The organism is Frateuria flava, assembly GCF_017837635.1.
Taxonomy (GTDB): Bacteria; Pseudomonadota; Gammaproteobacteria; order Xanthomonadales; family Rhodanobacteraceae; genus Frateuria_A; species Frateuria_A flava.
Window position 1 is genome coordinate 198822 of sequence record NZ_JAGJRS010000022.1, and the last position, 20922, is coordinate 219743.

At 66.6% G+C, this 20922-nt stretch carries 26 protein-coding genes and 1 pseudogene; 6 read left to right on the forward strand and 21 right to left on the reverse strand.

Going from position 1 to position 20922, the window contains the following annotated elements:
• Positions 1-151 precede the first annotated feature (151 nt).
• Positions 152-1819 (forward strand): M28 family metallopeptidase, encoded by a 1668-nt coding sequence (locus J7I44_RS12855; protein WP_209621450.1) that lies wholly within the window; start codon positions 152-154, stop codon positions 1817-1819.
• A gap of 140 nt (positions 1820-1959) precedes the next feature.
• Here J7I44_RS12855 and J7I44_RS12860 read toward each other — a convergent pair whose 3' ends face one another.
• The 9 genes from J7I44_RS12860 to J7I44_RS12900 all read right to left on the reverse strand — a co-directional run bounded on the left by J7I44_RS12860 (position 1960) and on the right by J7I44_RS12900 (position 9345).
• Positions 1960-3312: a hypothetical protein gene (locus J7I44_RS12860; RefSeq protein ID WP_209621453.1), complete on the reverse strand. Its 1353-nt coding sequence runs from the start codon at positions 3310-3312 to the stop codon at positions 1960-1962.
• A gap of 123 nt (positions 3313-3435) precedes the next feature.
• Positions 3436-4017: an alpha-ketoglutarate-dependent dioxygenase AlkB gene (locus J7I44_RS12865; protein ID WP_209621456.1), complete on the reverse strand. Its 582-nt coding sequence runs from the start codon at positions 4015-4017 to the stop codon at positions 3436-3438.
• Positions 4018-4024: 7 nt separating this feature from the next.
• Positions 4025-4990, reverse strand: a complete 966-nt coding sequence (locus J7I44_RS12870; RefSeq protein ID WP_209621459.1) for a cation diffusion facilitator family transporter — start codon at positions 4988-4990, stop codon at positions 4025-4027.
• Between the two features lie 2 nt (positions 4991-4992).
• On the reverse strand, positions 4993-5730 hold the full coding sequence (locus J7I44_RS12875; protein WP_209621462.1) for a DNA-formamidopyrimidine glycosylase family protein: 738 nt from the start codon (positions 5728-5730) through the stop codon (positions 4993-4995).
• A 238-nt stretch (positions 5731-5968) separates the two neighbouring features.
• Positions 5969-6700 carry a DUF72 domain-containing protein gene (locus J7I44_RS12880; protein ID WP_209621465.1) on the reverse strand — a complete coding sequence of 244 codons (732 nt, stop codon included), beginning with the start codon at positions 6698-6700 and terminating at the stop codon, positions 5969-5971.
• Positions 6701-6837: 137 nt separating this feature from the next.
• Entirely contained in the window at positions 6838-7614 is a 777-nt protein-coding gene (locus J7I44_RS12885) for a class I SAM-dependent methyltransferase (RefSeq protein ID WP_209621468.1), read from the reverse strand.
• Between the two features lie 207 nt (positions 7615-7821).
• Entirely contained in the window at positions 7822-8094 is a 273-nt protein-coding gene (locus J7I44_RS12890; RefSeq protein WP_209621471.1) for a hypothetical protein, read from the reverse strand.
• Positions 8095-8118: 24 nt separating this feature from the next.
• The gene (locus tag J7I44_RS12895; protein WP_209621474.1) at positions 8119-8538 is read right to left on the reverse strand and encodes a CBS domain-containing protein; all 420 of its coding nucleotides are present in this window, start codon (positions 8536-8538) and stop codon (positions 8119-8121) included.
• Between the two features lie 309 nt (positions 8539-8847).
• Complete coding sequence (locus tag J7I44_RS12900) at positions 8848-9345, reverse strand: hypothetical protein (RefSeq protein ID WP_209621477.1); 498 nt, start codon at positions 9343-9345, stop codon at positions 8848-8850.
• A gap of 160 nt (positions 9346-9505) precedes the next feature.
• On the opposite strand from J7I44_RS12900, the gene J7I44_RS12905 reads away from it, so the two are divergent.
• The 3 genes from J7I44_RS12905 (at position 9506) to J7I44_RS12915 (ending at position 11554) form a co-directional block, all read left to right on the forward strand.
• The gene (locus J7I44_RS12905; RefSeq protein WP_209621480.1) at positions 9506-9652 is read left to right on the forward strand and encodes an oxidoreductase-like domain-containing protein; all 147 of its coding nucleotides are present in this window, start codon (positions 9506-9508) and stop codon (positions 9650-9652) included.
• A gap of 65 nt (positions 9653-9717) precedes the next feature.
• Entirely contained in the window at positions 9718-10830 is a 1113-nt protein-coding gene (locus J7I44_RS12910; RefSeq protein ID WP_209621484.1) for an FAD-dependent oxidoreductase, read from the forward strand.
• A 205-nt stretch (positions 10831-11035) separates the two neighbouring features.
• On the forward strand, positions 11036-11554 hold the full coding sequence (locus J7I44_RS12915) for a hypothetical protein (RefSeq protein WP_209621488.1): 519 nt from the start codon (positions 11036-11038) through the stop codon (positions 11552-11554).
• A gap of 6 nt (positions 11555-11560) precedes the next feature.
• On the opposite strand, the gene J7I44_RS12920 is transcribed toward J7I44_RS12915, so the two are convergent.
• Positions 11561-12490, reverse strand: a complete 930-nt coding sequence (locus J7I44_RS12920) for an HDOD domain-containing protein (protein ID WP_209621491.1) — start codon at positions 12488-12490, stop codon at positions 11561-11563.
• 280 nt (positions 12491-12770) lie between these two features.
• On the opposite strand from J7I44_RS12920, the gene J7I44_RS12925 reads away from it, so the two are divergent.
• Positions 12771-13763, forward strand: a complete 993-nt coding sequence (locus tag J7I44_RS12925; RefSeq protein WP_209621494.1) for an LLM class flavin-dependent oxidoreductase — start codon at positions 12771-12773, stop codon at positions 13761-13763.
• Between the two features lie 46 nt (positions 13764-13809).
• Here the strand turns inward: J7I44_RS12925 and J7I44_RS12930 are convergent, their stop codons facing one another.
• The 5 genes from J7I44_RS12930 to J7I44_RS12950 form a co-directional block, all read right to left on the reverse strand.
• Positions 13810-14274: a hypothetical protein gene (locus J7I44_RS12930; protein ID WP_209621497.1), complete on the reverse strand. Its 465-nt coding sequence runs from the start codon at positions 14272-14274 to the stop codon at positions 13810-13812.
• The gene (locus J7I44_RS12935) at positions 14261-14611 is read right to left on the reverse strand and encodes a hypothetical protein (protein ID WP_209621499.1); all 351 of its coding nucleotides are present in this window, start codon (positions 14609-14611) and stop codon (positions 14261-14263) included. Before J7I44_RS12935 ends, J7I44_RS12930 begins: the two co-directional genes overlap by 14 nt.
• Before the next feature lie 60 nt (positions 14612-14671).
• Positions 14672-15406: a di-trans,poly-cis-decaprenylcistransferase gene (locus J7I44_RS12940; protein WP_209621501.1), complete on the reverse strand. Its 735-nt coding sequence runs from the start codon at positions 15404-15406 to the stop codon at positions 14672-14674.
• 57 nt (positions 15407-15463) lie between these two features.
• Positions 15464-15769 (reverse strand): winged helix-turn-helix domain-containing protein, encoded by a 306-nt coding sequence (locus J7I44_RS12945; protein WP_209621504.1) that lies wholly within the window; start codon positions 15767-15769, stop codon positions 15464-15466.
• Positions 15770-15833: 64 nt separating this feature from the next.
• The gene (locus J7I44_RS12950; RefSeq protein ID WP_209621508.1) at positions 15834-16433 is read right to left on the reverse strand and encodes a hypothetical protein; all 600 of its coding nucleotides are present in this window, start codon (positions 16431-16433) and stop codon (positions 15834-15836) included.
• Between the two features lie 351 nt (positions 16434-16784).
• Here J7I44_RS12950 and J7I44_RS12955 point away from each other — a divergent pair.
• Positions 16785-17027: pseudogene (locus J7I44_RS12955) on the forward strand (transposase); the annotation flags it as partial.
• A gap of 271 nt (positions 17028-17298) precedes the next feature.
• On the opposite strand, the gene J7I44_RS17045 reads toward J7I44_RS12955, so the two are convergent.
• The 6 genes from J7I44_RS17045 to merC form a co-directional block, all read right to left on the reverse strand.
• Complete coding sequence (locus J7I44_RS17045; protein ID WP_425599757.1) at positions 17299-17724, reverse strand: DUF1871 family protein; 426 nt, start codon at positions 17722-17724, stop codon at positions 17299-17301.
• Positions 17651-18130 (reverse strand): HEAT repeat domain-containing protein, encoded by a 480-nt coding sequence (locus J7I44_RS17050; RefSeq protein ID WP_209621514.1) that lies wholly within the window; start codon positions 18128-18130, stop codon positions 17651-17653. The genes J7I44_RS17045 and J7I44_RS17050 overlap by 74 nt, the downstream gene beginning before the upstream one ends.
• Positions 18131-18198: 68 nt before the next feature.
• Positions 18199-18546, reverse strand: coding sequence for a hypothetical protein (locus J7I44_RS12970; RefSeq protein WP_209621517.1), 348 nt, complete (start codon positions 18544-18546; stop codon positions 18199-18201).
• 60 nt (positions 18547-18606) lie between these two features.
• Entirely contained in the window at positions 18607-19005 is a 399-nt protein-coding gene (locus J7I44_RS12975; protein ID WP_209621521.1) for an Imm10 family immunity protein, read from the reverse strand.
• Between the two features lie 1210 nt (positions 19006-20215).
• Complete coding sequence (locus J7I44_RS16895; RefSeq protein ID WP_342451983.1) at positions 20216-20437, reverse strand: GDCCVxC domain-containing (seleno)protein; 222 nt, start codon at positions 20435-20437, stop codon at positions 20216-20218.
• Entirely contained in the window at positions 20419-20817 is a 399-nt protein-coding gene (gene merC / locus J7I44_RS12980; RefSeq protein WP_209621525.1) for an organomercurial transporter MerC, read from the reverse strand. The genes J7I44_RS16895 and merC overlap by 19 nt, the downstream gene beginning before the upstream one ends.
• Positions 20818-20922 lie beyond the last annotated feature (105 nt).

Genomic DNA, 20922 nt, shown 5'->3' on the forward strand with positions numbered 1-20922 from the left:
TAGGAATCCACTTGTGGGCAATGCTCCAGTCGGCACGCAGGAGCATCGCCCACCAGTGGACTGCGGCGAAATGCGGCTGGCCAGGGGCGGTAGGAATCCGCGTCCCGCCTGCCTACCATGCAAGGGGTGTCCCCTCGCAAAGGTGCTCGCCTTGAAACGATCGCTCGCTTACGCCATTGCCGCGGCCCTGCTCGTGCCCGCGCTCGCCAGCCCCGCCTGGGCCGCCGACCTGCCCACGTTCGATCCGCACCGCCTGTCGCAGGAGGTCAGGACGCTGTCCTCCGAGGCCTTCGAGGGCCGCGGCCCGGCCACGCCGGGCGAGACGAAGACGGTCGACTACGTGGTCGCCCAGTTCAAGGCGGCGGGCCTCCAGCCCGGTGGCGCCGTGGTCGACGGCAAGCGCACCTGGACGCAACCGGTGCCGCTGGGCCGGTTTGAAATCGTCGGCACGCCCAGCTTCTCGCTGACCGAAGACGGCAGGAACATCGCGCTGACCCAGGGCGAGCAGATCGCCGTGCGCGCATCGATGGACGGCAGCCGCAAGGTCGACATCAACCACGCGCCACTGGTGTTCGTCGGCTACGGCGTCGACGCACCCGAGCGGAACTGGGACGATTTCAAGGGCGTCGACCTCAAGGGAAAGATCGGCGTGGTGCTGGTCAACGACCCCGACTTCGAGAGCGGCCGGGGCGATTTCGGCGGCAAGGCAATGACCTACTACGGCCGCTGGACCTACAAGTACGAGGAAGCCGCCCGCCAGGGCGCGCTGGGCATGCTGGTGGTGCATGAAACCGCGCCGGCCTCCTACGGCTGGGCGACGGTGAAGAACTCCAACACCAACGTGCAGTTCGACATCGTGCGCGACAAGCCGGCCGCGGAGCACCCGACGCTCGAAGGCTGGATCCAGCACGACCTGGCGGTGCAGATGTTCAAGGCCGCGGGGTTGGACTTCGCGGCGCTGAAGAAGCGGGCGCAGACGCGCGACTTCAGGCCGGTGACGCTCGACGGCGTGACCTTCTCGGCGCACTACGACGTCGATGCGAAGGTGATCACCTCGCAGAACATCGTCGGTCGCGTGGAGGGCGCCAGGCGCCCGGACGAGACGGTGATCTACAGCGCCCACTGGGACCATCTGGGCGTGGGCGCACCCGATGCCAAGGGCGACCGCATCTACAACGGCGCGGTCGACAACGCCACCGGCACCGCCGCGCTGATCGAGCTGGGGCGGGCCTTCGCGCACGCACCGCGGCCGCAGCGATCGGTGGTCTTCCTTGCGGTGACCGCGGAGGAGAAGGGCCTGCTGGGCTCGGAGTACTACGCCACGCATCCGCTGTATCCGGTCGGCAAGACCGTGGCCGACATCAACACCGATGCACTCGACCCGGGCGGCCCCGCGCGCAACTTCTCCATCTCCGGCAACGCGAAGCTCGGTCTGCTCGATCGCCTCATTGCCTTGGCCAAAACGTACGGCATGAGCTACGCGCCGGACCCGCATCCGGAAGCGGGCAGCTTCTTCCGTTCGGACCATTTTTCCTTCGCCAAGCAGGGCGTGCCGGCGATCTCCTTCGAGTCGGGCAACGACCTGGTCAAGGGCGGCAAGGCGGCCGGCGAGGCCGCGGGCAAGCGCTACAACCGCCAGCACTACCACCAGCCCTCGGACGAATGGCAGGCCAGCTGGACCTTCACCGGCATGGCGCACGACCTGCGGCTGCTCTACCAGCTGGGCTATGAGCTGGCCGACTCCGACGTCTGGCCGGAATGGTCGAAGGATTCGGAGTTCCGCGCGGTGCGCGAGAAGACGGCCGACCAGCGCAAATAACGCTGGCGGGAGCGCGACATCCGCCTGTCCCCTTCGCGGCTAAGGATCATTCCCTGAAGCCGCACACGCGGTCCTTCCCCCGTCCCACGGGGGAAGGTGCCCGAAGGGCGGATGGGGGCAGCCTCGCCCCAGCCCACACGCTAGCCCCCTGGCACACGGGCCGATCGACGCCCGAGCACGCGCCCCCGCGCATCCGTCGCCACCAACCGATAACGGCCCGCCCGCAGATAAAGCTCGCTCACCGACGCTCCCCCGGTTGGCCGCAGGCCGCGACCCGCCGGCCCGGAGGCAGGCGGCGGATCGAACACCAGCCGGTCCGCGGCAATCGCGGCATCCGGCTCGTCGGCGTAGCGCGCCTCGACCAGGCAGGGATAGTCGGCCCGGCAGAGGTCCTCGCCATCCACGCGGTACGGCCTGCGCAGGCCATCCAGCGCCAGCCACGTCGGCCGGCCACGGCGCAGGACCTGGGGCGGAAACAGCACGCTCACGTCGTAGCCCTCGCGCAGGGCCCACGGCTTGCCATCCCCGCCGATGAACACCAGCGGCCGGGTCGGTTTGAGGCGTGCCACCAGGTCCGTGTAGTAGGGGTGGTCGTGGGTGGCATCGGCATGCGGCACCAGCATGGTCTGCTCGACCGTGAGCGGGTCGATGTCGACCAGCTTGCGCAGGTGCTCGGCCATCGACTGCCCGCCAAGGTACTTGCCGCTTTCCCGGATGTGGCCGTAGCCGGCGTCGACCACCAGCCGTGCCTTCGGCTGGGTCTTGAACACCCGCTCGTAGAGGTTGCGCGCCTGCGAACGCTCGCGTGCGTCGCCGCCATCGCCACTGTCCGATTCGTAGGGCACCACGCGGTAGCCCAGCCTGAGCGCGGTGCGCACCATCTCCGCGCATAGCGGTTCGTTGGTGTAGAAGCCGCTGCCCTCGATCGGATAGCCGCGTGCCTGCAGCGCGTCGTCGCGCGCGTAGAGGGTCTCGGCGGCGAAGGTGTCGAATCCTTCCTCGCGCAATCGGGCGAGCAGCTCGATCGTCAGCGTGCGGGTCAGCGGCAGGTGGTGGGCCTCGTTGAAGAAGACCGCCTGCCGGCCGCGGGCGAGCCGGGCGATCGCGTCGACGGCCGGCTGCGCGTGCATGCCCGAGGCAAGCGGCGGCGCATGGTCGTCCGGCTGCTGGACGCCCTGCGCCGAGAAGCTTGCCGCCGCGTTCGGGTAGTCACCGATGTAGGTCTGGTACCAGGCCAGGTACTGGCTGAAGATCACCGGAAAAGCGGGGTTGCGGTCGCCTTCGAACATCGCCGACAGCATGGTCTCGTAGCGCCCCAGCAGGGTCTTCTGGCGGTCGGCCTGGCGCATGATGCGGTCGGCCTTGTCGGCCGCCTGCATCTGCAGGGCGTACCAGCGCTCCGGCGTCATCGCCGGCTGCTCCTGCCCGGGCATGGCGGCCACGCCGATCGTAAGCAGCAGGCAGGCAACGCAGGCGGCAAGGCGGCAGGACATGGTCGGGACTCCGCGCGTGTCGCCGAGTCTGTACCAAAACCGGCCCGGTGCAGCAGCCTGGACGGCTACCTGGGTGGGCGTCGCCACCCCGTCGCGCACGGCAACGGTGGGCTGAAGCCCGCCCTACGACGGCGGCCGCACGCGGAAGGCCAGGCTGATCCGTGGCCCCATCGGCGCGCGCTGCTTGGGAATGCCGTGGTCGTAGTGGAACTGGCTGGCGTAGTCCATCGACAACAGGCTGCCCGCGACCAGGTCCAGGTGCAGCACGCGCCGTGGCGGGTGCTTGGCGCGGATGACCATCTCGCGAGTGGCGCCCAGCGACAGCAGCACGATCGGATGGCCGCGCACCAGGTCTTCGAGCTTGTCGTTGTGCGGCGCCACGCTGTCGTGCTCGTCGCGGTAAAGGTTCAGGCCCACGCTGGTGAACGGCGCATCGACCACGGCGCGCACCGCCGCGAGCGCCTCGTGCAGCGGCGCGGGCAGGTCGGGATCGGCCAGCTCGAAGTGCGCGCGCAGGCGCGGCACGTCCACCTCGCGCTCGTACATCATGCGGCGGCCGCCGCGCCAGGCGATGCCTTCGAACAGCTGCGCGAACCACGCCCGCGAGGTATCGGCGGGCACCACCTCCGGGATGTAGACAACCCGGCCGCTGGGGTCGTCGAAGAGCACCTGCGGGCCGGCGGCGAACAGCGAGAACTGGGCCATGGTGGCCTCACTCCTGCGGCGCGTTTTCCCGCGCGATCGCGTGCTGGCGCGCGCGCCAGGTTTCGGCCGTCTGGGGCTTGACGAACAGCGACGTGACCTCCGCGTGGCAGCTCTTGACCGCCTTCTCGATGCGGTTGATGCACTGCTCGATCTGCGGGGTCGTGAGCTGGTCCTCGAACTCGGCACTCAACGCCGCCACCACGGTGTGCGGCCCCATCTGCACGGTCAGCACGCCGTTGACGTGGCCCACGCCCGGATCGTTGGCGGCGATCTCCAGCAGCGACTCGCGCAACTGCGGATGTGCCGGCTCGCCCAGCAACAGCCCCTTGCTCTCGCGCGCCAGCAGGGCCGCGGCGATCGCCAGCACGATCGAAATGCCGATCGAGGCCGCGCCATCCAGCTCGGGCATGTCGAATACGCGCGCGCACACCACGCCGGTGAGCGCGATCAGCAGGCCCAGCAGCGCCGCGGAATCCTCCAGCAGCACGGTGAAGGTGGTCGGATCCTTGCTCTTGCGGAAGGCCTCGAAGTAACCCATCGACCCCTTGACCGCGCGGAACTCGCGCAGGGCCAGGTACCAGGACGCGCCCTCGAACACCATCGACACGCCCAGCACGATGTAGTTGATCGTCGGATCGCTCATCGGCTCCGGATGGCGCAGGTGGTTGACGCCCTCGAACAGCGACACGCCCGCGCCCAGCGCGAACACCAGCAGCGCGACGATGAAGCTCCAGAAATACAGCTCGCGGCCGTGGCCGAACGGGTGCACCGCGTCCGGCGGACGCGCGGCCTGGCGCATGCCGTAGAGCAGCAGCAGCTCGTTGGAGGTATCGACCAGCGAATGCACGCCTTCGCTGAGCATCGCCGAACTGCCCGACAGCGCCGCCGCCACGAACTTGGCGATGGCGATGGCCAGGTTGCCGGCGAGGGCGGCGTAGACGACCAGCCGCGAGTTGGACGATGACGATGACATCCTCAGCTCTCCACGTAGCGCCGCTGGCACAGTTCGCAGAAGAAGCTGCGGCGGTTGGTTCGGCCCAGATAGGCGCGGTGGAACTTCACGTGATCGCGCGGGCAGATGCTCTTGTTGTGCGCCAGCCAGTGCTTGCGCAGCACGAAGGCCCGCTTCCACGCGAGGAACTCGAAGCTGTACTGGCGCGCCTGTTCGACCAGTTCGCGCAGCTTGCGCGCCGGCAGCGCGCCAATGGTCGAGAGCGGGTGCGTGCGGATGCGGAACAGCACCTCGTTCTTGATGATGTTGCCCACGCCGGCGAAAACGTCCTGATCCAGCAGCGCATCACAGGCGAGGGTGTCGGGCATCGCGCGCAGGCGCTTGCGTGCGAGTGCGGGGTCCCAGGCGTCGGACATCACGTCGGTGCGCCAGTCGTAGAGCTCGTCGAGGTCGCCCTCCAGCAGCCGTACCGAGCAGCTGTAGAAGTTCAGTTCGCCCTCGTCGAATTGCAGGCTCAGTCGCGGGGCGGCTTCCTTGCGCTCGTCGATGCGGTAGCTGCCGAACATCAGCAGGTGGATGCGGATGGTCACGTCCGGCAGCTCGATCAGCGTCTGCTTGCCGAAGCTGCGGAAGGCCACGACCGGCTGGCCGACCAGCCGCGCCATGTCGATCTTGGCGTTGCCTTCGGCACGCCGGATCGTTCGCCCGGTGAAGGGCGCTACTTCTTCGCGCAGGATGACGATCGAAGGGCCTTCGGGCACGGATCACCTGTCGTGGCTGCCTTGCGTCGATTCTGGGCGGTTCGGGGGCACGTCCGAGTGAACGCCGCGTCTTGTAGGAGCGCACCCTGTGCGCGACCGCGATGGGTGATCGGGCATGGTGGTCGCACAGGGTGCGCTCCTGCAAACGCGGCGCCCGCTTCACTGTCTAGTGGCTGTGTTCTGTGAGAAGCCCACCTTGGGTGCGGTCGCCAGGTACGACCGGGGATGGCGGTCGCGCTCAAGCGCGCTCCTGCGGGGAGTCGAGGATGCGCTTCAGGTCGAGGGCGTTGGCTGTTGCGTGGCCCAGCGTCGTGTTGTCGAAGATGCACCAGGCGTGCGGTGCCCGGCGCAACCGTCGCGCCACGCGTTGCAGCGCCTGGGGCGCGTACGCGTCGTAGTAGGTGCGGGGCGATCCGTGCAGCCGCAGGTAGATGTGGTGGCGGTCGCCGCCCGGCAACGCCGCGCGCGGCACCCGCGCGGGATCGGCCGCGACGCGCGAGATCGACAGGTCGCGCAAGGCCTGGTCGACGGCCGCCGTGAACCACGAGGCATGCCGGGGCTCGCATGCCAGCGCCCCGCCGTAGCTGTCCCGCAGCCGCTCGAAGAAGGGCAGGGCGGCCGATGTCTCGAACGCCAGGCTCGGCGGCAATTGCAGCAGCAGCCAGCCAAGCTTGCCGCCCAGTTCTCCGACCTGGTCGAGGAACCCCGACACCAGTCCATCGCACGATCGCAGGCGGCACTCGTGGCTGATCGCCTTGGGCATCTTGGCGGCAAAGCGGAAATCCTCCGGCACGCTGTCCGCCCAGCGGCGCCAGGTCGCCGGGCGGTGGGGTCGGTAGAAGCTGGAGTTGATCTCGACGCAGTCGAAGACCTGCGCGTAGCGCTCCAGCGTGCTGCCCTCGGCCGGGAAGGCCGCGGCGTGCGCCTTCGGGATCGACCAGCCGGCACAACCGATGCGGACGGCGGTCACGCGACCACCGACGGCCCGGCCGGGACTTTTTGTCTTTGCCGGCGCCCGCTTGCGGGCGACGCTCCGCGGCAGACCGCCGAGGCCCGGGCATCGCCCACGCGTGGGCTCCTGCGAACAGCGCACCGCGCCACGTGGCCTCAGCCTTTTGGCTTGCGGAACCGGTACATGAACTGGTCGGTATGCCCGCGGATCGACTTGTCGAACACCTTGATGTCGTGCGGGTCGGCCGCGTTGCGCAGTGCATCACTCTCGCCGTCGAACACGAAGCCCACCGATTCGGCCTGCTTCCGCACGATCGCCGGGTCGATGCGATGCAGGGTGTCGGTGTCGCGCATGCCCGATCCGGCGGGCGCCACGTGGTCGATCACCACGAACACGCCGCCCGGCTTGAGCACCTTGAACACCTGCTTGTCGAGCACGACCGGATCGACGTTGCCCATGAACTTGTCCGGGTAGTCGTGGTAGTTCTGCGAGGTGAACACCACGTCGACCGATTCGGGCGCATCGAGCTTCGCCGCCGGCTGCGTGAGCACGCTGACGTTCGCGTAGTGCGGCTGTTGGGTGAGCTTGCGCAGGTTGGCCACGTCCGACTGCGCCTCGGCGGCGTACTCGTTCGGCCACAACGCGTAGACGTGCCCCTTGGGCCCGACCACGCCGCTGAACACGCGGGTGAAGTAGCCGCTGCCGGGAATCAGCTCCAGCACCTTGTCGCCCGGCTTGACCTCGGCGAAGGCCATCACCTGGGCGATCTTGCGGCGTGCGTCGTCGGCGCGATCGGCCTGGCGGCCCGGGTCGTTGATGGCGGCGGCGAGATAGGGCGGTTGCGCGTGCTGCGCGGCATCCTGCGTCGCAGGGGCGGCATGGACGGCGGGCAGGGCGAGGGCGATCACGGCGGCGAGGACGAGCGTGCGCATGTCAGGCTCCTTCGGGGTTGGGTCTGCGATTGTGCGCCTGGCCTGGCCGCGGGGGGCGTGACTTCTGGGGGGAACTGGTGCCCTCGCGCACCGGCCTGCGCGACGTGACGAACCGGTCCGGCTGGCACCAGGCCCGTGTGCTTTGGCCGATCCCGCTTCAGGCCATCCCTGGCCCTGCATGCCTCCTGCCCGTCGTCCGGCGTGCGCTCAGTAGGCGCCACCGGAGGAGTTGGGCGTGGTCGAGGTCGGCGCCGGCATGCCCGCGGTCGACGAGGACGGCGGCATCGTGGCCGGCGGCGTCATCGCGGTGGACGCAGGCGGCGGGGTCATCGGCGTCGTCGGCTGGGTCGGCGTCGTGGCCGGCGCGGTCGATGGGGTCGCCGCACCCGGTTCGGCGTTGTCATTGGTGCCGTTGTTGCAGGCGGCCAGCGCGAACGAGGAGGCCAGCAGCAGGCTCCAGCACAGCAGACGGATCTTCATGGCAAGGACTCCTCCGATGAACGGTCAGTGGGGTTGGGATACGGCGCGGGTGACTTCCTGCTGCAGTGAGCGGGCATCCGTGCGCTCCAGATCCGCCAGCGAGACGATGCCGCACAGCGCACCTTTGGCATCGACCACCGGCACCCGTCGGATCTGCTGGCGCTCCATCAACCTGGCGCAGTCCTCCAGGCTCGCGTCCTCCTTGATGACGATCGGCGGCGCGGTCATGCAGTCCTGCACGCGTACTTCCAGCGGATTGCGCCCGGCGGCCAGCGTGCGCACGACGATATCGCGATCGGTGATCACGCCTACCGGCTGGCGATCCAGGTCGACCACCGGGATCTCGCCGACGTCCTCGTCGCGCATCGCGCGGGCGACTTCGTCCAGCGGCGAGGTGGTCAGGCAGAACTTCGGGTTGCGGGTCATCACGCGGTCGAGGTCCATGGCTACTCCGGGGCGGCATCGGGGAGGCGGAACAGAAGGCATGTTCCTCGCGCCCGGTTGAATGCGATGTGCGCAGACCATGAAAGGAGCGTGCAATGCAAGCGTTGAGCGCCCCTCCCCTCCGGGAGAGGGCAGGTGTGAGGGGTCGGTCTTGCGGGAAGAGCGAGCGTGCGACCGCTCCGCTTGAGGTCCCTCTCCCCGCGGGGGAGAGGGCTGGGGTGAGGGGCCGTGGCTAGCGGGAAAAGCGAGCGCGCGAACGCTCCGCTTGAGCTCCCTCTCTCCGCAGGAAGAGAGGCCGCAGATCCGCATTTACGTCAGCGCCGTCGGCTCATCGAACGGCAGCGGGGTGCCACCCGCCCGCGCAAGCGCCGGCGCGGCATGCGCCAGCAGATCCTTGTCGCCGTCCAGCACGACCAGGATGCGGCCTGCCTCGATCTCGTCCTCGAATTTGCGCCGAACCGGATCGGGTACGGAGGCACCCACCAGCGCTCCGGTCCAGCCACCGGTCAGCGCGCCGGCCACGGTCAGCCCGGCCACGCCCGCCACCGTGATACCCACCGGCGGGATCGCCACTGCCACCAGCCCTGCCAGCAACCCGACCGCGCCACCGCCGACCACCCCGCGCAGTGCGGCGGGATAGAAGTCGCTGCCGGCCTCCTTGTGCTGCTCGGGGGCCGCTTCCAGCTCGATGTCCGAGCGGGCGATCAGCGAGATGTCCTCCTCGGGCACGCCGGCGGCGCGTGCGGCCTGCATGAGGATCTTTGCGGTCGCAACATCGGGCGAGCTGAACACGTGGCGGGTCTTCATGGCGCTCCTCGCGCGTGGGGTGGCGGGCGCGGGGACGGCCCGGCCACCATCCTTGAGGAATCCGGGTGGGCGGGGCGTGGGTTGCGGGTGTCCACCGCGTGAGCACGGCCTTACTATCGGTACCATGGCGCATCCGTTCCCTCCTGACGATCCACCGCCGGTGCCCCCGAGCGAGCCCGATCCGGCCGACTGCTGCGGCGAGGGCTGCGTGAATTGCGTGCTGGATCGCTACGACGAGGCGCTGGAACGCTACCGCGCCGCGCTCGCGGCCTGGCGCGTTCGCCATCCGGATGCCCCGTCACCCTGACGCCGCCGGCGTTGGCCTGCCGCCGCCATCGATGCTGATAGTCTTCGGGCATGCCGTCGGACGCCATGCCTGTGATGATCGCCGGTGCCGGTCCCACTGGACTGGCGGCTGCGCTGTTGCTCGCCCGGCGCGGCATTCCCGTACGCATCGTCGACAAGGCGGCCGCTCCCAGCCGCAACTCCAAGGCGCTCGCCGTCAATCCGCGCACGCAGGAGTTGCTGGAGGACACCGGCGTGACCGCACGCATGCTGGCCGAGGGCTGGATCGTGCGCGGGCTGTCGCTGCACCAGCCCGGGCGCGAGGACGTGACCGTGCCGATCTCGCCCTTGCTCGACACCGACCGTTCACTGCTCGCGCTGCCACAGTCGCGCACCGAAGCGCTGCTGGCCGAGGCGCTGGAAGCGCAGGGCGTCCCCATCGAGCGCGGGGTGAAGCTCGACGCGTTGTTGCAGGGCGACGACAGCGTCACTGTCCAGCTGGTGCACGCCGACGGCAGCATCGAGTGCGCGCAGGCGCCGCTGGTGTACGGTGCCGATGGGGCGCACAGCACGGTGCGCCAGGCGCTGGGGCTGGCCTTTCCCGGCGACGAACTGCCGGAAACCTGGCAACTGTGGGACCTGCACCTGGCCGTGCCGCTCGATCCGGACCGGGTGCATCTGTTTCTGCTCCCGGACGGCTTTCTGTTTGCGATGCGCGTACGCGACGACATCTGGCGCCTGATCGGCAACAGCGCCGAGCCGCTGGCCGCGTTGCCGGCCGGCACCGTGTGCGGTGACGTACTGTGGAAGTCGCACTTCCACATCGCGCACCGGGTGGCCGAGCGCGCCGGCGTGGGCCGCGTGCTGCTCGGTGGCGATGCGGCGCACATCCACTCGCCGCTGGGCGCGCGCGGCATGAACCTGGGCATCGAGGACGCCTACGTCTTCGCCGACTGTGCGGCTGATGCGCTCCACGGGCGGCTGTCACGCCTGGCCAGCTATGCGCAGCTGCGCCACCGGGTGCATCGCCAGGTGGTGCGGCGCGTGGGCGCGCTGACCCGGCTGATGCATGGGCGCCCTGCGACCCTGCGCGAATTGCGCGACGTGCTGGTGCCGCGCCTGATGCACTTCGGCCCCGCGCGACGCCAGTTCCTGCGCGTGGCCGGCGGCCTGGATCACCCCGTGCGCACGCGCGGCTGAGCGTAGGGTGGGCTTCAGCCCACCGCCTTTGCGCACGACGAGCCACCGGAAACGCGGTTCGCGGTGCGGCCGCCACCCCCGGTCCCTCCGCTTGGCAATCAGACGTCCAAACGTGCACTGGCTCGCGTTTGCCGCCCGCCTGCGTTGATCAAGCGGCGGGGCGCCTGTAGATTCGTTCAGGCAATTCGCTCTTGGGGGAGTCCATATGAAGAAGTTTGCATGGGTGGCCGGTGCAGCCTTGCTGCTGGCCGCATGTGGGGGTTCGCAGGACACGCGCGTGCCGGTGGCGCTGGGCAGCCTGGTGACGCCGGCCTCGGCGCCGTGGCTGCAGGTCGAACAGGATACGCAGGACGTTGAGGTCCGCGGCCTGGATGATGCGTTGACGCTCAAGCCCACGCCGCCGGTGTCCGAGGTGCTGCAGGCGCGTCTGCGCCAGGCGCTGGAAGGGAGCTATTTCACTGACCTGGTGGTGCAGTGCGAGCAGGTCTTTGCGGAGATGCGCGTGGACACCGAGGCCACGCCAGCCAGTGTCACGCTGGAGCTGGGTACGCACTGCGCCATCCACGCGCGCGGCCTGGGCTCGGACAAGACCTACCATGTGTCGCCGTCGATGCCGGCGCCCGCCCGCGCCGACTATGCCAAGGCGCTCAGCGCATTGCTGGCCACCGGCGCGGACGACATCGCCCGGCAGCTGCGCGCGGACGTGGACGCCACGCCGCACTGATGCCGCTCAGTCCTGCGCCGGCATGAACTGTCGGCGCAGGTCCATCTGCCCGCGCCGCATGACCGGCTCCGGGAAGCTGCTCGGCCAGGTGCCGCTGTAATCCAGCTCGGCATCCAGCAGGCCGCGTTCGACCAGCAGCTGCACCATTGCCAGCGGGTCGGCGCAGGCCAGCACCTTGCCCAGCGACGAGGCCGGCGCCTGCGGGGCGTCGACGCGTTCGACCAGTGCCCCGATCACGTTGGCGGGCATGTCCCAATGGCGCACCGCGCGCAGCGACAGCCGCGCGCCGATGCGCATGCAGCCGGCCAGGAACGGGGGCGAGAACGGCCCCAGCGACGGCGGCGCTTCCTGGTCCAGCAGGCGCACGATCGCGCCAGTGCCGGTATGGCAGACCATTCCGGCCAGGAACGCCTCGAACGGGTCGCAGCCGCCATGGCGACCGAGGAACGCCGCCGCGTGCGCGCAACGCTCGGCGTGTTCCCACAACCACGGGCCGGCCATGTGCCCGCGCATGCCTGCGCTGGCCTGCAGGATCGGTTTCATCACGTGCAGCGTGGCGACCTGGCGCAGCGCGTCGCGGCCCAGCAGCACCACGGCATGCTGCAGGCTGTGGATCGGCTGGGCCGAACGGAAATGCGCGCTGCCGGCGACCCGCATCACCTCGCCGACGAGTACCGGATCGCGACCGATCATCGCCGCCAGCTGCGAGCCGGCCAGGTTGTCGTTCCTGAGCGCACGCAGCAACTGCGGCAGCACACTGGGCAGACGCGGCAGTCCGCTGACGTTGAAGCGCTCGCCGATGGCCTCCAGCCGCCGCAAGGTCGCCTGCTCGGCGGTGCTGGCCGTGTCGGTTGCGGCCGCTGGCAGGCCAAGCACGAAGCGATGGAAGCGATCCTCCACGTCCGCCAGCGGCGGGCCGGCCTCGCGGACAGGCACGTCGGTCGCCATCCTCGCGACGGGCGGTGCGGGGGCAGGGCGGAGCGGCGTTTTCCTTGCGGCGAAAAATCGCCGCCACATGGCAATCATCCGGAGGCAGGTTCCATGGCGTGCTTCGCGCTGTATCGGCCGCCGCGCGCACAAATGTAGTCAGCGACGCTGGGTTCATTGCCGAGCATGGACGCAGCCGGTGTCAAAGCGCCCTCGCCCCCGTCTTCCGTGCACTGGCAAAGGCCGCCCCGCGGCCCCACATCCTGGAAACCCCGCGCAGGACCCTCGCATGATTCCCTTCTCGATCCTCGACCTGGCCCCCATCACCGAAGGCAGCGATGCCAGCGCCGCGTTCGCCAACACGCTGGATCTGGCGCGACTGGGCGAACAACTGGGTTACCGGCGTTACTGGCTTGCCGAGCACCACAACATGCCCGGCATCGCCAGTGCGGCCACGGCGGTGCTGATCGGCCACGTCGCCGGTGGCACCTCGACCATCCGCGTGGGTGCCGGCGGCGTGATGCTGCCCAACCACGCCCCGCTGCAGGTGGCCGAACAGTTCGGCACGCTCGCCGCGTTGTATCCGGGCCGCATCGACCTTGGCCTGGGCCGTGCGCCGGGCACCGACCAGGCGACCATGCGCGCCTTGCGCCGCTACGCCGACGGCGCCGAGGCCTTCCCCGACGACGTCCTCGAACTGCTGCACTACTTCGAGCCGGCCCGGCCGGGCCAGGCCGTGCGCGCGGTTCCCGGCGCAGGCCTGGACGTGCCGGTGTGGCTGCTCGGCTCCAGCCTGTTCAGCGCGCGACTGGCCGCCGCGCTGGGGCTGCCATTCGCTTTCGCCTCGCACTTCGCGCCCGACGCGATGGACAGCGCACTGTCGATCTACCGCAGCGAGTTCCGCCCGTCGCCGCGACTTGCGCAGCCCTACGCGATGCTCGGCATCAACGTCGTTGCGGCCGACACCGACGCCGAAGCACGCCGCCTGTTCACCACGCAGCAGCAGAGCTTCATCAACCTTCGCCGCGGCCAGCCAGGACTGGTGCCACCGCCCATCGACGACATCGAGGCGTACTGGACGCCCACCGAAAAACTCGGCGTCGAACGGGCACTGGCCTGTGCGGTGGTCGGTGGTCCGGCCACCGTGCGACAGGGCCTGGCCGATTTCATCGCCCGCCATCAGCCAGACGAGTTGCTGCTCACCGCCAACATCTTCGACCACGCCCTGCGGCGGCGCTCGTTCGAACGTGCGATGCAGGCCCGCGCGCAGCTACCGGGCTGACGCTCAGCCTTGCAGGCGCGCGATGCGTGAGGGCAGGCCCACTGCGCTACCGTACCCCCGGCTCATTCAATCCCGGTCCGCTCCGCGCCGCCTGCGCAAACATCCATGCCGAGCCCGCGAACAGCGCCACGAAAAAGCCGTTCAACAACACGATCTCCACCGGGCCGCTCCATGGAAGCCCCAGCCCCTCGAGAAGCGCGAACGCGCCAATCAGCGCCTGAGCGAACGCCATGGCCGCCAGCGCGCGCGCCATGCCGATCGGATGGAGGCGCGCAATCGTCGCGCCGACGGCACCGATCGCCACCACGCCGACATACATGCGGTTGGCCGGATCGCCATCGGCGCCGATGATGCCCACGCCGAGGCTTAGCCAAACGAGGAGGATCGTCGCCACCAGCGCCACGCAGGCGGCCGAAAGGTAAGTGTTGCGATGAAACGGCGTTCGCATGATGTTTGCCTCCGCTGAAAAACATCCGCCGGTTTTCCCACGCCAGAGCTCAGGCGTGCCCACCCAGCAAGCCGCGCGCGATGAACTGCGCAAGCGTCGCCGCGAAACCCAGGCCGATCGCAAAAAGGACCCAGCGCACCCGTAGCCAGGAGGTGCGTAGCGTGGACCACTGCACGGTGAGGTCGACCGGGTAGGCGGCGCAGTAGGCCACGTTCGCCATCACCGCGAGCAGGAAAAGTTGCAGGAACAGATCGAGCGAAAGAACTCGATCGAAAGCGCTCGCGTTCGCGCTGAAGATGGCTGCCACCACCACGAGCAGAACGACGTTGTAGACGATCCGGTGACGCTCCCAATAGCGGATGGCGTCGCCGATGACATCGCGCGCGTCCGGGTAATCCATGGATGCAACCTCACGCCAAGGGTGGAAGGGCAGGGCGATCCCGTCCGTGGGCGGGATCGTTCATCGGGATGCGGTCTTGCGTACCGGCTCGGCCACGCATGCCTGCGGCACGCTGCCGAACCGGCGGTTGCGGTGGCTGAACGTCTCGACGGCCTGGCCCAGGTCATCGCCCGTGAAATCCGGCCACAACACGCTGGAAAACAAGAGCTCCGCATAGGCGCACTCCCACAGCAGGAAATCGCTGAGCCGTTGCTCGCGCCCGGTGCGTATCAGCAGATCCACGTCGGGCGTACACGGGTCCCCGTGCTGCGAGCGGGCCAGAAGCGTGCGGAACCCCTCGCGGCTGGCCACCGCGCCCTGGTGCAGGGCTGCCGCAGCGGCGATCGCATCCCGTGAGGAGTAGTCCACCGCAAGCCGCAGGTTCAGCACCTGGCCTCCGGCGGTCGTCGCTTCGGCCTGCTCGATGGTCGTGACCAGCGCAGCGGAAAGACGGTCGCGTCGCCCGATCACGCTCAGGCGCACGCCCTCGCGGCGACAGGCACCGGCCTCCGAATCGAGGAAGTTACGGAACAGCGCCATCAGCGTGGCCACTTCCGGCGCAGGCCGGCGCCAGTTGTCCGACGAAAACGCATACAGCGTCAGTGTGGTGATCCCCAGTCGCGGCGAGGCTTCCACCACGCTACGCACCGCCGCGGCGCCCGCACGATGTCCCCGGCTGCGCGGCCATCCCCGCTCCTCGGCCCAGCGGCCGTTGCCGTCCATGATGATCGCCACATGCAGGTTTTCCATATCCATCAAGCACTCTGTAGTACAAAGTTGAGGCTCGCGCCAAGGCGCCGCGCGCCGGCCCGGTTACTCGCCGGAGCGGGTTGCGGCGATCAGTGCTTCCATATGATTGAGGTACGCCTCCAGCGCCTTGCGGCCCTTCGGCGTGATGCGGAATTCGGTGCGCGGGATGCGCCCGTCGAATCCCTTGTGGCAGGCCACATAACCGGCGTCCTCGAGCTTGCGCGCGTGCACGCTCAAGTTGCCGTCGGTCGTGTTGAGCAGGCTCTTCAGATCGGTAAACCCAAGCCGGTCGTTTACCGCCAGGGCGCTGACGATTCCCAGCCGCAGCCGCTCGTGGATGAGCCGATCAAGATCCACCGTGCGCTCCACCGCGCCCTCCACCGGCACCAATGCCGGGCGGGCGTGCCGGGTTTCCCATCTCGCGGTCGATCGCTTAACCACCGTACTTTCTCGCAATGAGCACGCCGAACACCACATGCAGTCCACCGAACCCCAGGCCCAGGCAGATGGCAGGTACCGGCGGAGCGGTAAAGAGCGCGACAGCGCCCAGGAAAAGGAACAGTACCCCCATCAACGGCACGATGCGGATCGAGAACGTGCCGCCGGCAATCACGGCCGTGCCATAGAGCAGCAGCCACATGCCCGGCAGCAGCGCATCCAGCCCCGCGCGGTACAACACGATCGTGAGCAGCGCGGCCACGAAGATCGCCGGCACGAAGCCCAGCGCAAACTGGCGCGCCGGACGGGACAACAGGGGAACACCCTCGTTGCGCGCCTTGAACAGCACCCCGAGCAAGCCCACGCCCACGGCCACCGCCGCCGTCGCCAGCCAGGTCAGCAACCATGCGAGCCGGCTGTGCTGCACCGGCGCGATGATCGCGGCCGCCAGACCCGCCAAACCCATGACGACGCCGCCCCAACCGGGCACGGCGGTGAAGGAACTGGCGCGCTCCATGGCGTCGCGGATAAAGAGAAGATTCTCCGCGGCATGCTCATGGAGCGAAACCGTGCTTCGAAGGCGGCGGTTCTCCATGGCCCGAAACTAGGCCTGTCGGATGCTATCGTCAAGCACTTTGTAGTGAAAAGTCGGCCGTCGACGGCGGATGCCCGGTGGTCCGGCTGCAAGCATTCTCGATCAGTCAAGCAAGTGTGCGATATGGCGAATCGGCGGATCAACGCGGGCGTGGCGCCCCGCGCAACCGATCATGCGGGCGCGCTTCATACGAGAAAGCCGTTGAGCTCCCCGGTGCTGGCTGATCCGATCGTTGAATGAGATCGCCGGAGGCGGTTCATCCCCATGTCCGCATCAGACCCATCCCAAGACCGCTTTCGGAAATGCAGTCTGACTGCCGTTGCAGGGCGGATCGATCTGGCACGCGCCAGGCAGCAAAACCCGGAAATGCACCAGACGAAGAAGGGCCAGCAGTGGTACTTCGGGATGAAGGCGCACATCGGTGTGGACGAGTGCACCGGACAGGTGCACTCGGTGGTGAGCACTGCGGCGAACGTGGCGGCCGTGACCGAGGTAGCGAACCTCTTGCACGGCAAGGAGCGGCACGTGTTCGGCGATGCCGGCTACATCGGCGCCGAGAAGCGGGCGCCCAAGCGAGGCCGCAGGCTGCCCTGGGTGGCATGACGCCAGCGGCCTATGCACAACGCTTGGCAAACACGGATACGATCAACCCCGGACTCTAAACCCGACCGCTACTGAAAGCGGGGGGACGTCGCTGCCGCATGGGCATGGTTCGCGCCTGCTCTGCGGTTGTTCTAGCCGCGGAAATCGACGGCAGGAACACAAAAACAGCGAGGAACAAGAATCTCGAACTAGCCATCACCTTTCACCTGCTCCCTAACGCTGGAGTTAAGCGGCGGCGAAGCCGTCCGCCTTGAACGCACTGTTAGGCCGATGCCACAAGGCCCGCTGCCGACAGCTTAGCAAAGAGCTCTTGCCCAGGAGCCACACATTTAGCAGGAGAAAAAAGCTCTGGCTCGAAGGATGCCGAGAAGACCGATGACAAAGCTGCCGCTGCTGTCGCGGCGTTTGAAATGCGAGGAATGCAGGAAACCACCTTGGCGATCTCCGCGTCGAACTCATCGGGTGGTGCGCCTGAACCTCCAAGGCGGTATGGGTCCCACGACCGCACAACCGACGCGACGATAAGAAGAGCCGCATCAAAGTCTTCGCGTGTTCGCATGAAAGGCCTAACGCTGGAATTAAGCGGCGGCGAAGCCGTCCGCTTGGATGAGTGGTTAGAACGACCGACCGGGAACGTCGCCTGGATTGACGCCCCAGAATGTACTACCGGAGTGGCTTCGGTCGACATAGTAGTGATGGTTTTTGTTTGAGATGGCGTCTATGGCGGCAGCTGCCGATGCACGTGTTTTAGGGTCTTGATGCGCCAGCAGCGACGTGAGCTGAGGAATGACGTCATGACGCAGCGAATAGGCCAGGATTGAGCAAGCGTACTCGCGCACGATTGTTGAGCGGTCAGCGAGCGCAGATAGCGCCAGTGAGACTACATCTTGGCGTGCCCGAGCATATCGAGGGAGCCAAAACAAAATGCTCGCCCGACCATGGGAGCGGCGGATGTGTGGATAGGCACTAGCAAGCAACGGGACGAGCGACTCAAGTCCGTACTGTTGAAACAGGCGATGCTCTGCTCGGCCAAGGTCGCTACCCTTGGCTTCGCTATAGAGCGCAATGAGCTCATCGACTGTTGGAAGCGACATGGAGTTCTAACGCTTGAGTTAAGCCGCGCCGCGAAGCGGTGTCGGCTTGAATGAATTGTTAGGTGTGCTCACGCTGACCAACAGTAGAGCGGACTACCGAACACACCATGCGCCCCGAGATTGCCGCGGTCTGTGCCCCAGAAGCAATAGAACTGATCTTGTTCTGGCCGATACACCAGCCAGTAGCCGGAGGAATTGTGGGCAACACACTGGCCGGAAATGGCGGTACCAACATCCACGTCCGGAAAGCCGGGAGGCATGACCGTCGCGGTAAGCGGGAAGGGCGTGCAGACATGTGCCCGAATATCCGCAGCCAAGCCAGAGAGATATGCCTGCGCATCAACGCCGGTATTGACGTAGACGCCAGATGTGTCCGCTAGAGCAGCTTCGAGTTTTGTCAGCAGCGAATTGCTCACAAGCACACCTAACGCCTGAATTAAGCCGCGCCGCGAAGCGGCGTCGGCTTGAATGAATTGTTAGGCATTGGACGCGACTAACCTGCCAGTGCCTGCAAAAATTGTCTGCAATTCTTGACTGAGCGCAACATATTCGCTGTCAGGCACACTGAAAGTGACGACAACTTGAGCAATTCCGCCTAACAGTTTGATTGTTTCTGGTTCAAACGAAACTTCAATTTGCTTTCGTGAAAGGTGGAGTGCCGCGATACCTCCGTAGCGAGCATGATCATGCTGCGAAAGCTCAAAATAGTAAGTGTCTTGGCCGGATGTCCAATCACGCTCGTCATGCGAAAAAGATCTCTGGAGCATGAGGTAGTTTTGCGGGTCAGCGCTGTTACTGGCAAAGCCAACGAGATGGCAATGTCCATCCGGGTCAACTGTTGCGATTTTTGATGCTTCAAATGCGAGGACAGTCATTCCAATGCCTAACGCCTGAATTAAGCCGCACCGTGAAACGGTGTCGGCTTGAATGAATTGTTAGGCCCGTCTGCCAGATCAAATGCGCGTGACATGGCCTGCGCCTTTGCACCTAGAGCAAGGAACACTACGGCCCTCTCGTGGCTCACTAGATGTGCCCCAGCAGGTTTGGCAGTCGTAAGGCTTTCCCTTGCCGTGGCAGTCAGGGCATTTGACTTTACCGCTGCCGCGACAAGCGGGGCAGTCTTTCAGTTCTATGCTGCTGTTCTTGCCAATCGCCATTATCTTTCCTGACGGGCCTAACGCTGGAGTTAAGCGGCGGCGAAGCCGTCCGCCTTGAACAAGTAGTTAGGTTGCTAGCGACACAACCCGCCCAGTGCCTTTGGTGCCACCCTCCCAAACTGTGAACTTGGCACCGACACTGAAGTATGGCAAAGCCAGCTCAGGAAACAGAAGTTGCACACCCGCGTAGAAGGATTCACCAGGTGCCGGCTGCCCCTCAAAGGTGAGGCAAGCAGACCAGTGCTCGTTGTTGATGCCAAGGACCGTACGCCACTCGCCAGAAACTAACGGTCCCTGCCTGCCGCCAACTTCGGTGGGAAGCAAATAGATGTCAGCGAATAACTCTGGTGACATTACGACCTAACGCTGGAGTTAAGCGGCGGCGAGGCCGTCCGCTTGAAAGATTGGTTAGCTTGCCTGTGTTACCAGGCTTGAATGCGGTTGACGTTGCTTAGCCGACCTGCTGGAGAGCAGGCACCAAAACACAAGGTGGTACTCCAATACTTCGGCTCGAGGTGAAAGACGCCCTCGACGAGGACGAATTTTCCTGACAGCCCTTCGATGGCTTCCTTATTTGCGCGCAAGCCTGGTTTGAGGGAGCTGATGCTTATGTAGCTAAACGTCCTATGTCGGAGGTCATCTCTGCTCGTATAGACCGCCGACACGCCCTCGAAGCCGAGGTCAAAATCGCCGACTCCGACAACGCGAACCTCTTTGCCATTAAAGAGCCGCGGGTTACCCAGCAGCTCTTGCACAGACACGTTTTGCGCTTTGCTGCTCACAGTGCCGTACGAGCGTACCCCTTGGGTCGAACACCCACCGATGGCGATTGCGAGGATAAGGGCGAGGAGTCTCTGCATGTGGAAGCTAACGCCCGAGGTAACCGGCGCAACCCGCGCAGCGGGTTTGCGTCCGGTTGACCGAGTTGTTATGCGCCGCTACCACAGCATGAACTGCCCTGTTGGATGGGCGGGCACTTGACCGAACCGTACGAACAGAAAACACAGCAGTCTCCGGGGAGCGGCTTGAGCAAAGCGTGACACGCCTTGCACTCGTAGAACCACTGGCACGCATTGGTTGGCATGGTCTCTTGCGCGCTGGCACCACACTCCGGGCAGGTAAGAACTGAATTTAGCTCGACACGCGACACGTTGGCACCTTGACGGGGCGAAGCAGATCTAGGACTGACATGAACAGCATGAGCGCAATACCTGCGTAGAATAGGTAGATGCTCCAGCCTTGGCTCCAGACCACCAGCAGCGCAACCAATACAGCGACTGGGCCAAGCACAGAGAGCAAGCCGCGTGCGAGCTGGCGATGCCGATACCACGCCCAGGCGTTTACCAAGAGCGCGAGTACCGCCAAGCCGGGCAGCAACTTGTGGAACAGAAAACCCTCGTACTGCCCGAGGAAGCCGAGGCCGATGGCAGCGCCCAACGACCCCAACGCGGGAAAGCAGCCGGCGCAGGACATTGCAGAAACCAGCGCACCCAAGCTGCTGGTCTTGTCGAGTACACGTGTGACGCTCAATTCATGACCTCAATTTGCGAAGTTGTTTTTTAGGCGCATAACACCTGAGTTAAGCCGCGCCGCGAAGCGGCGTCGGCTTGGACGAATTGTTAGGCCCCGGCTGAC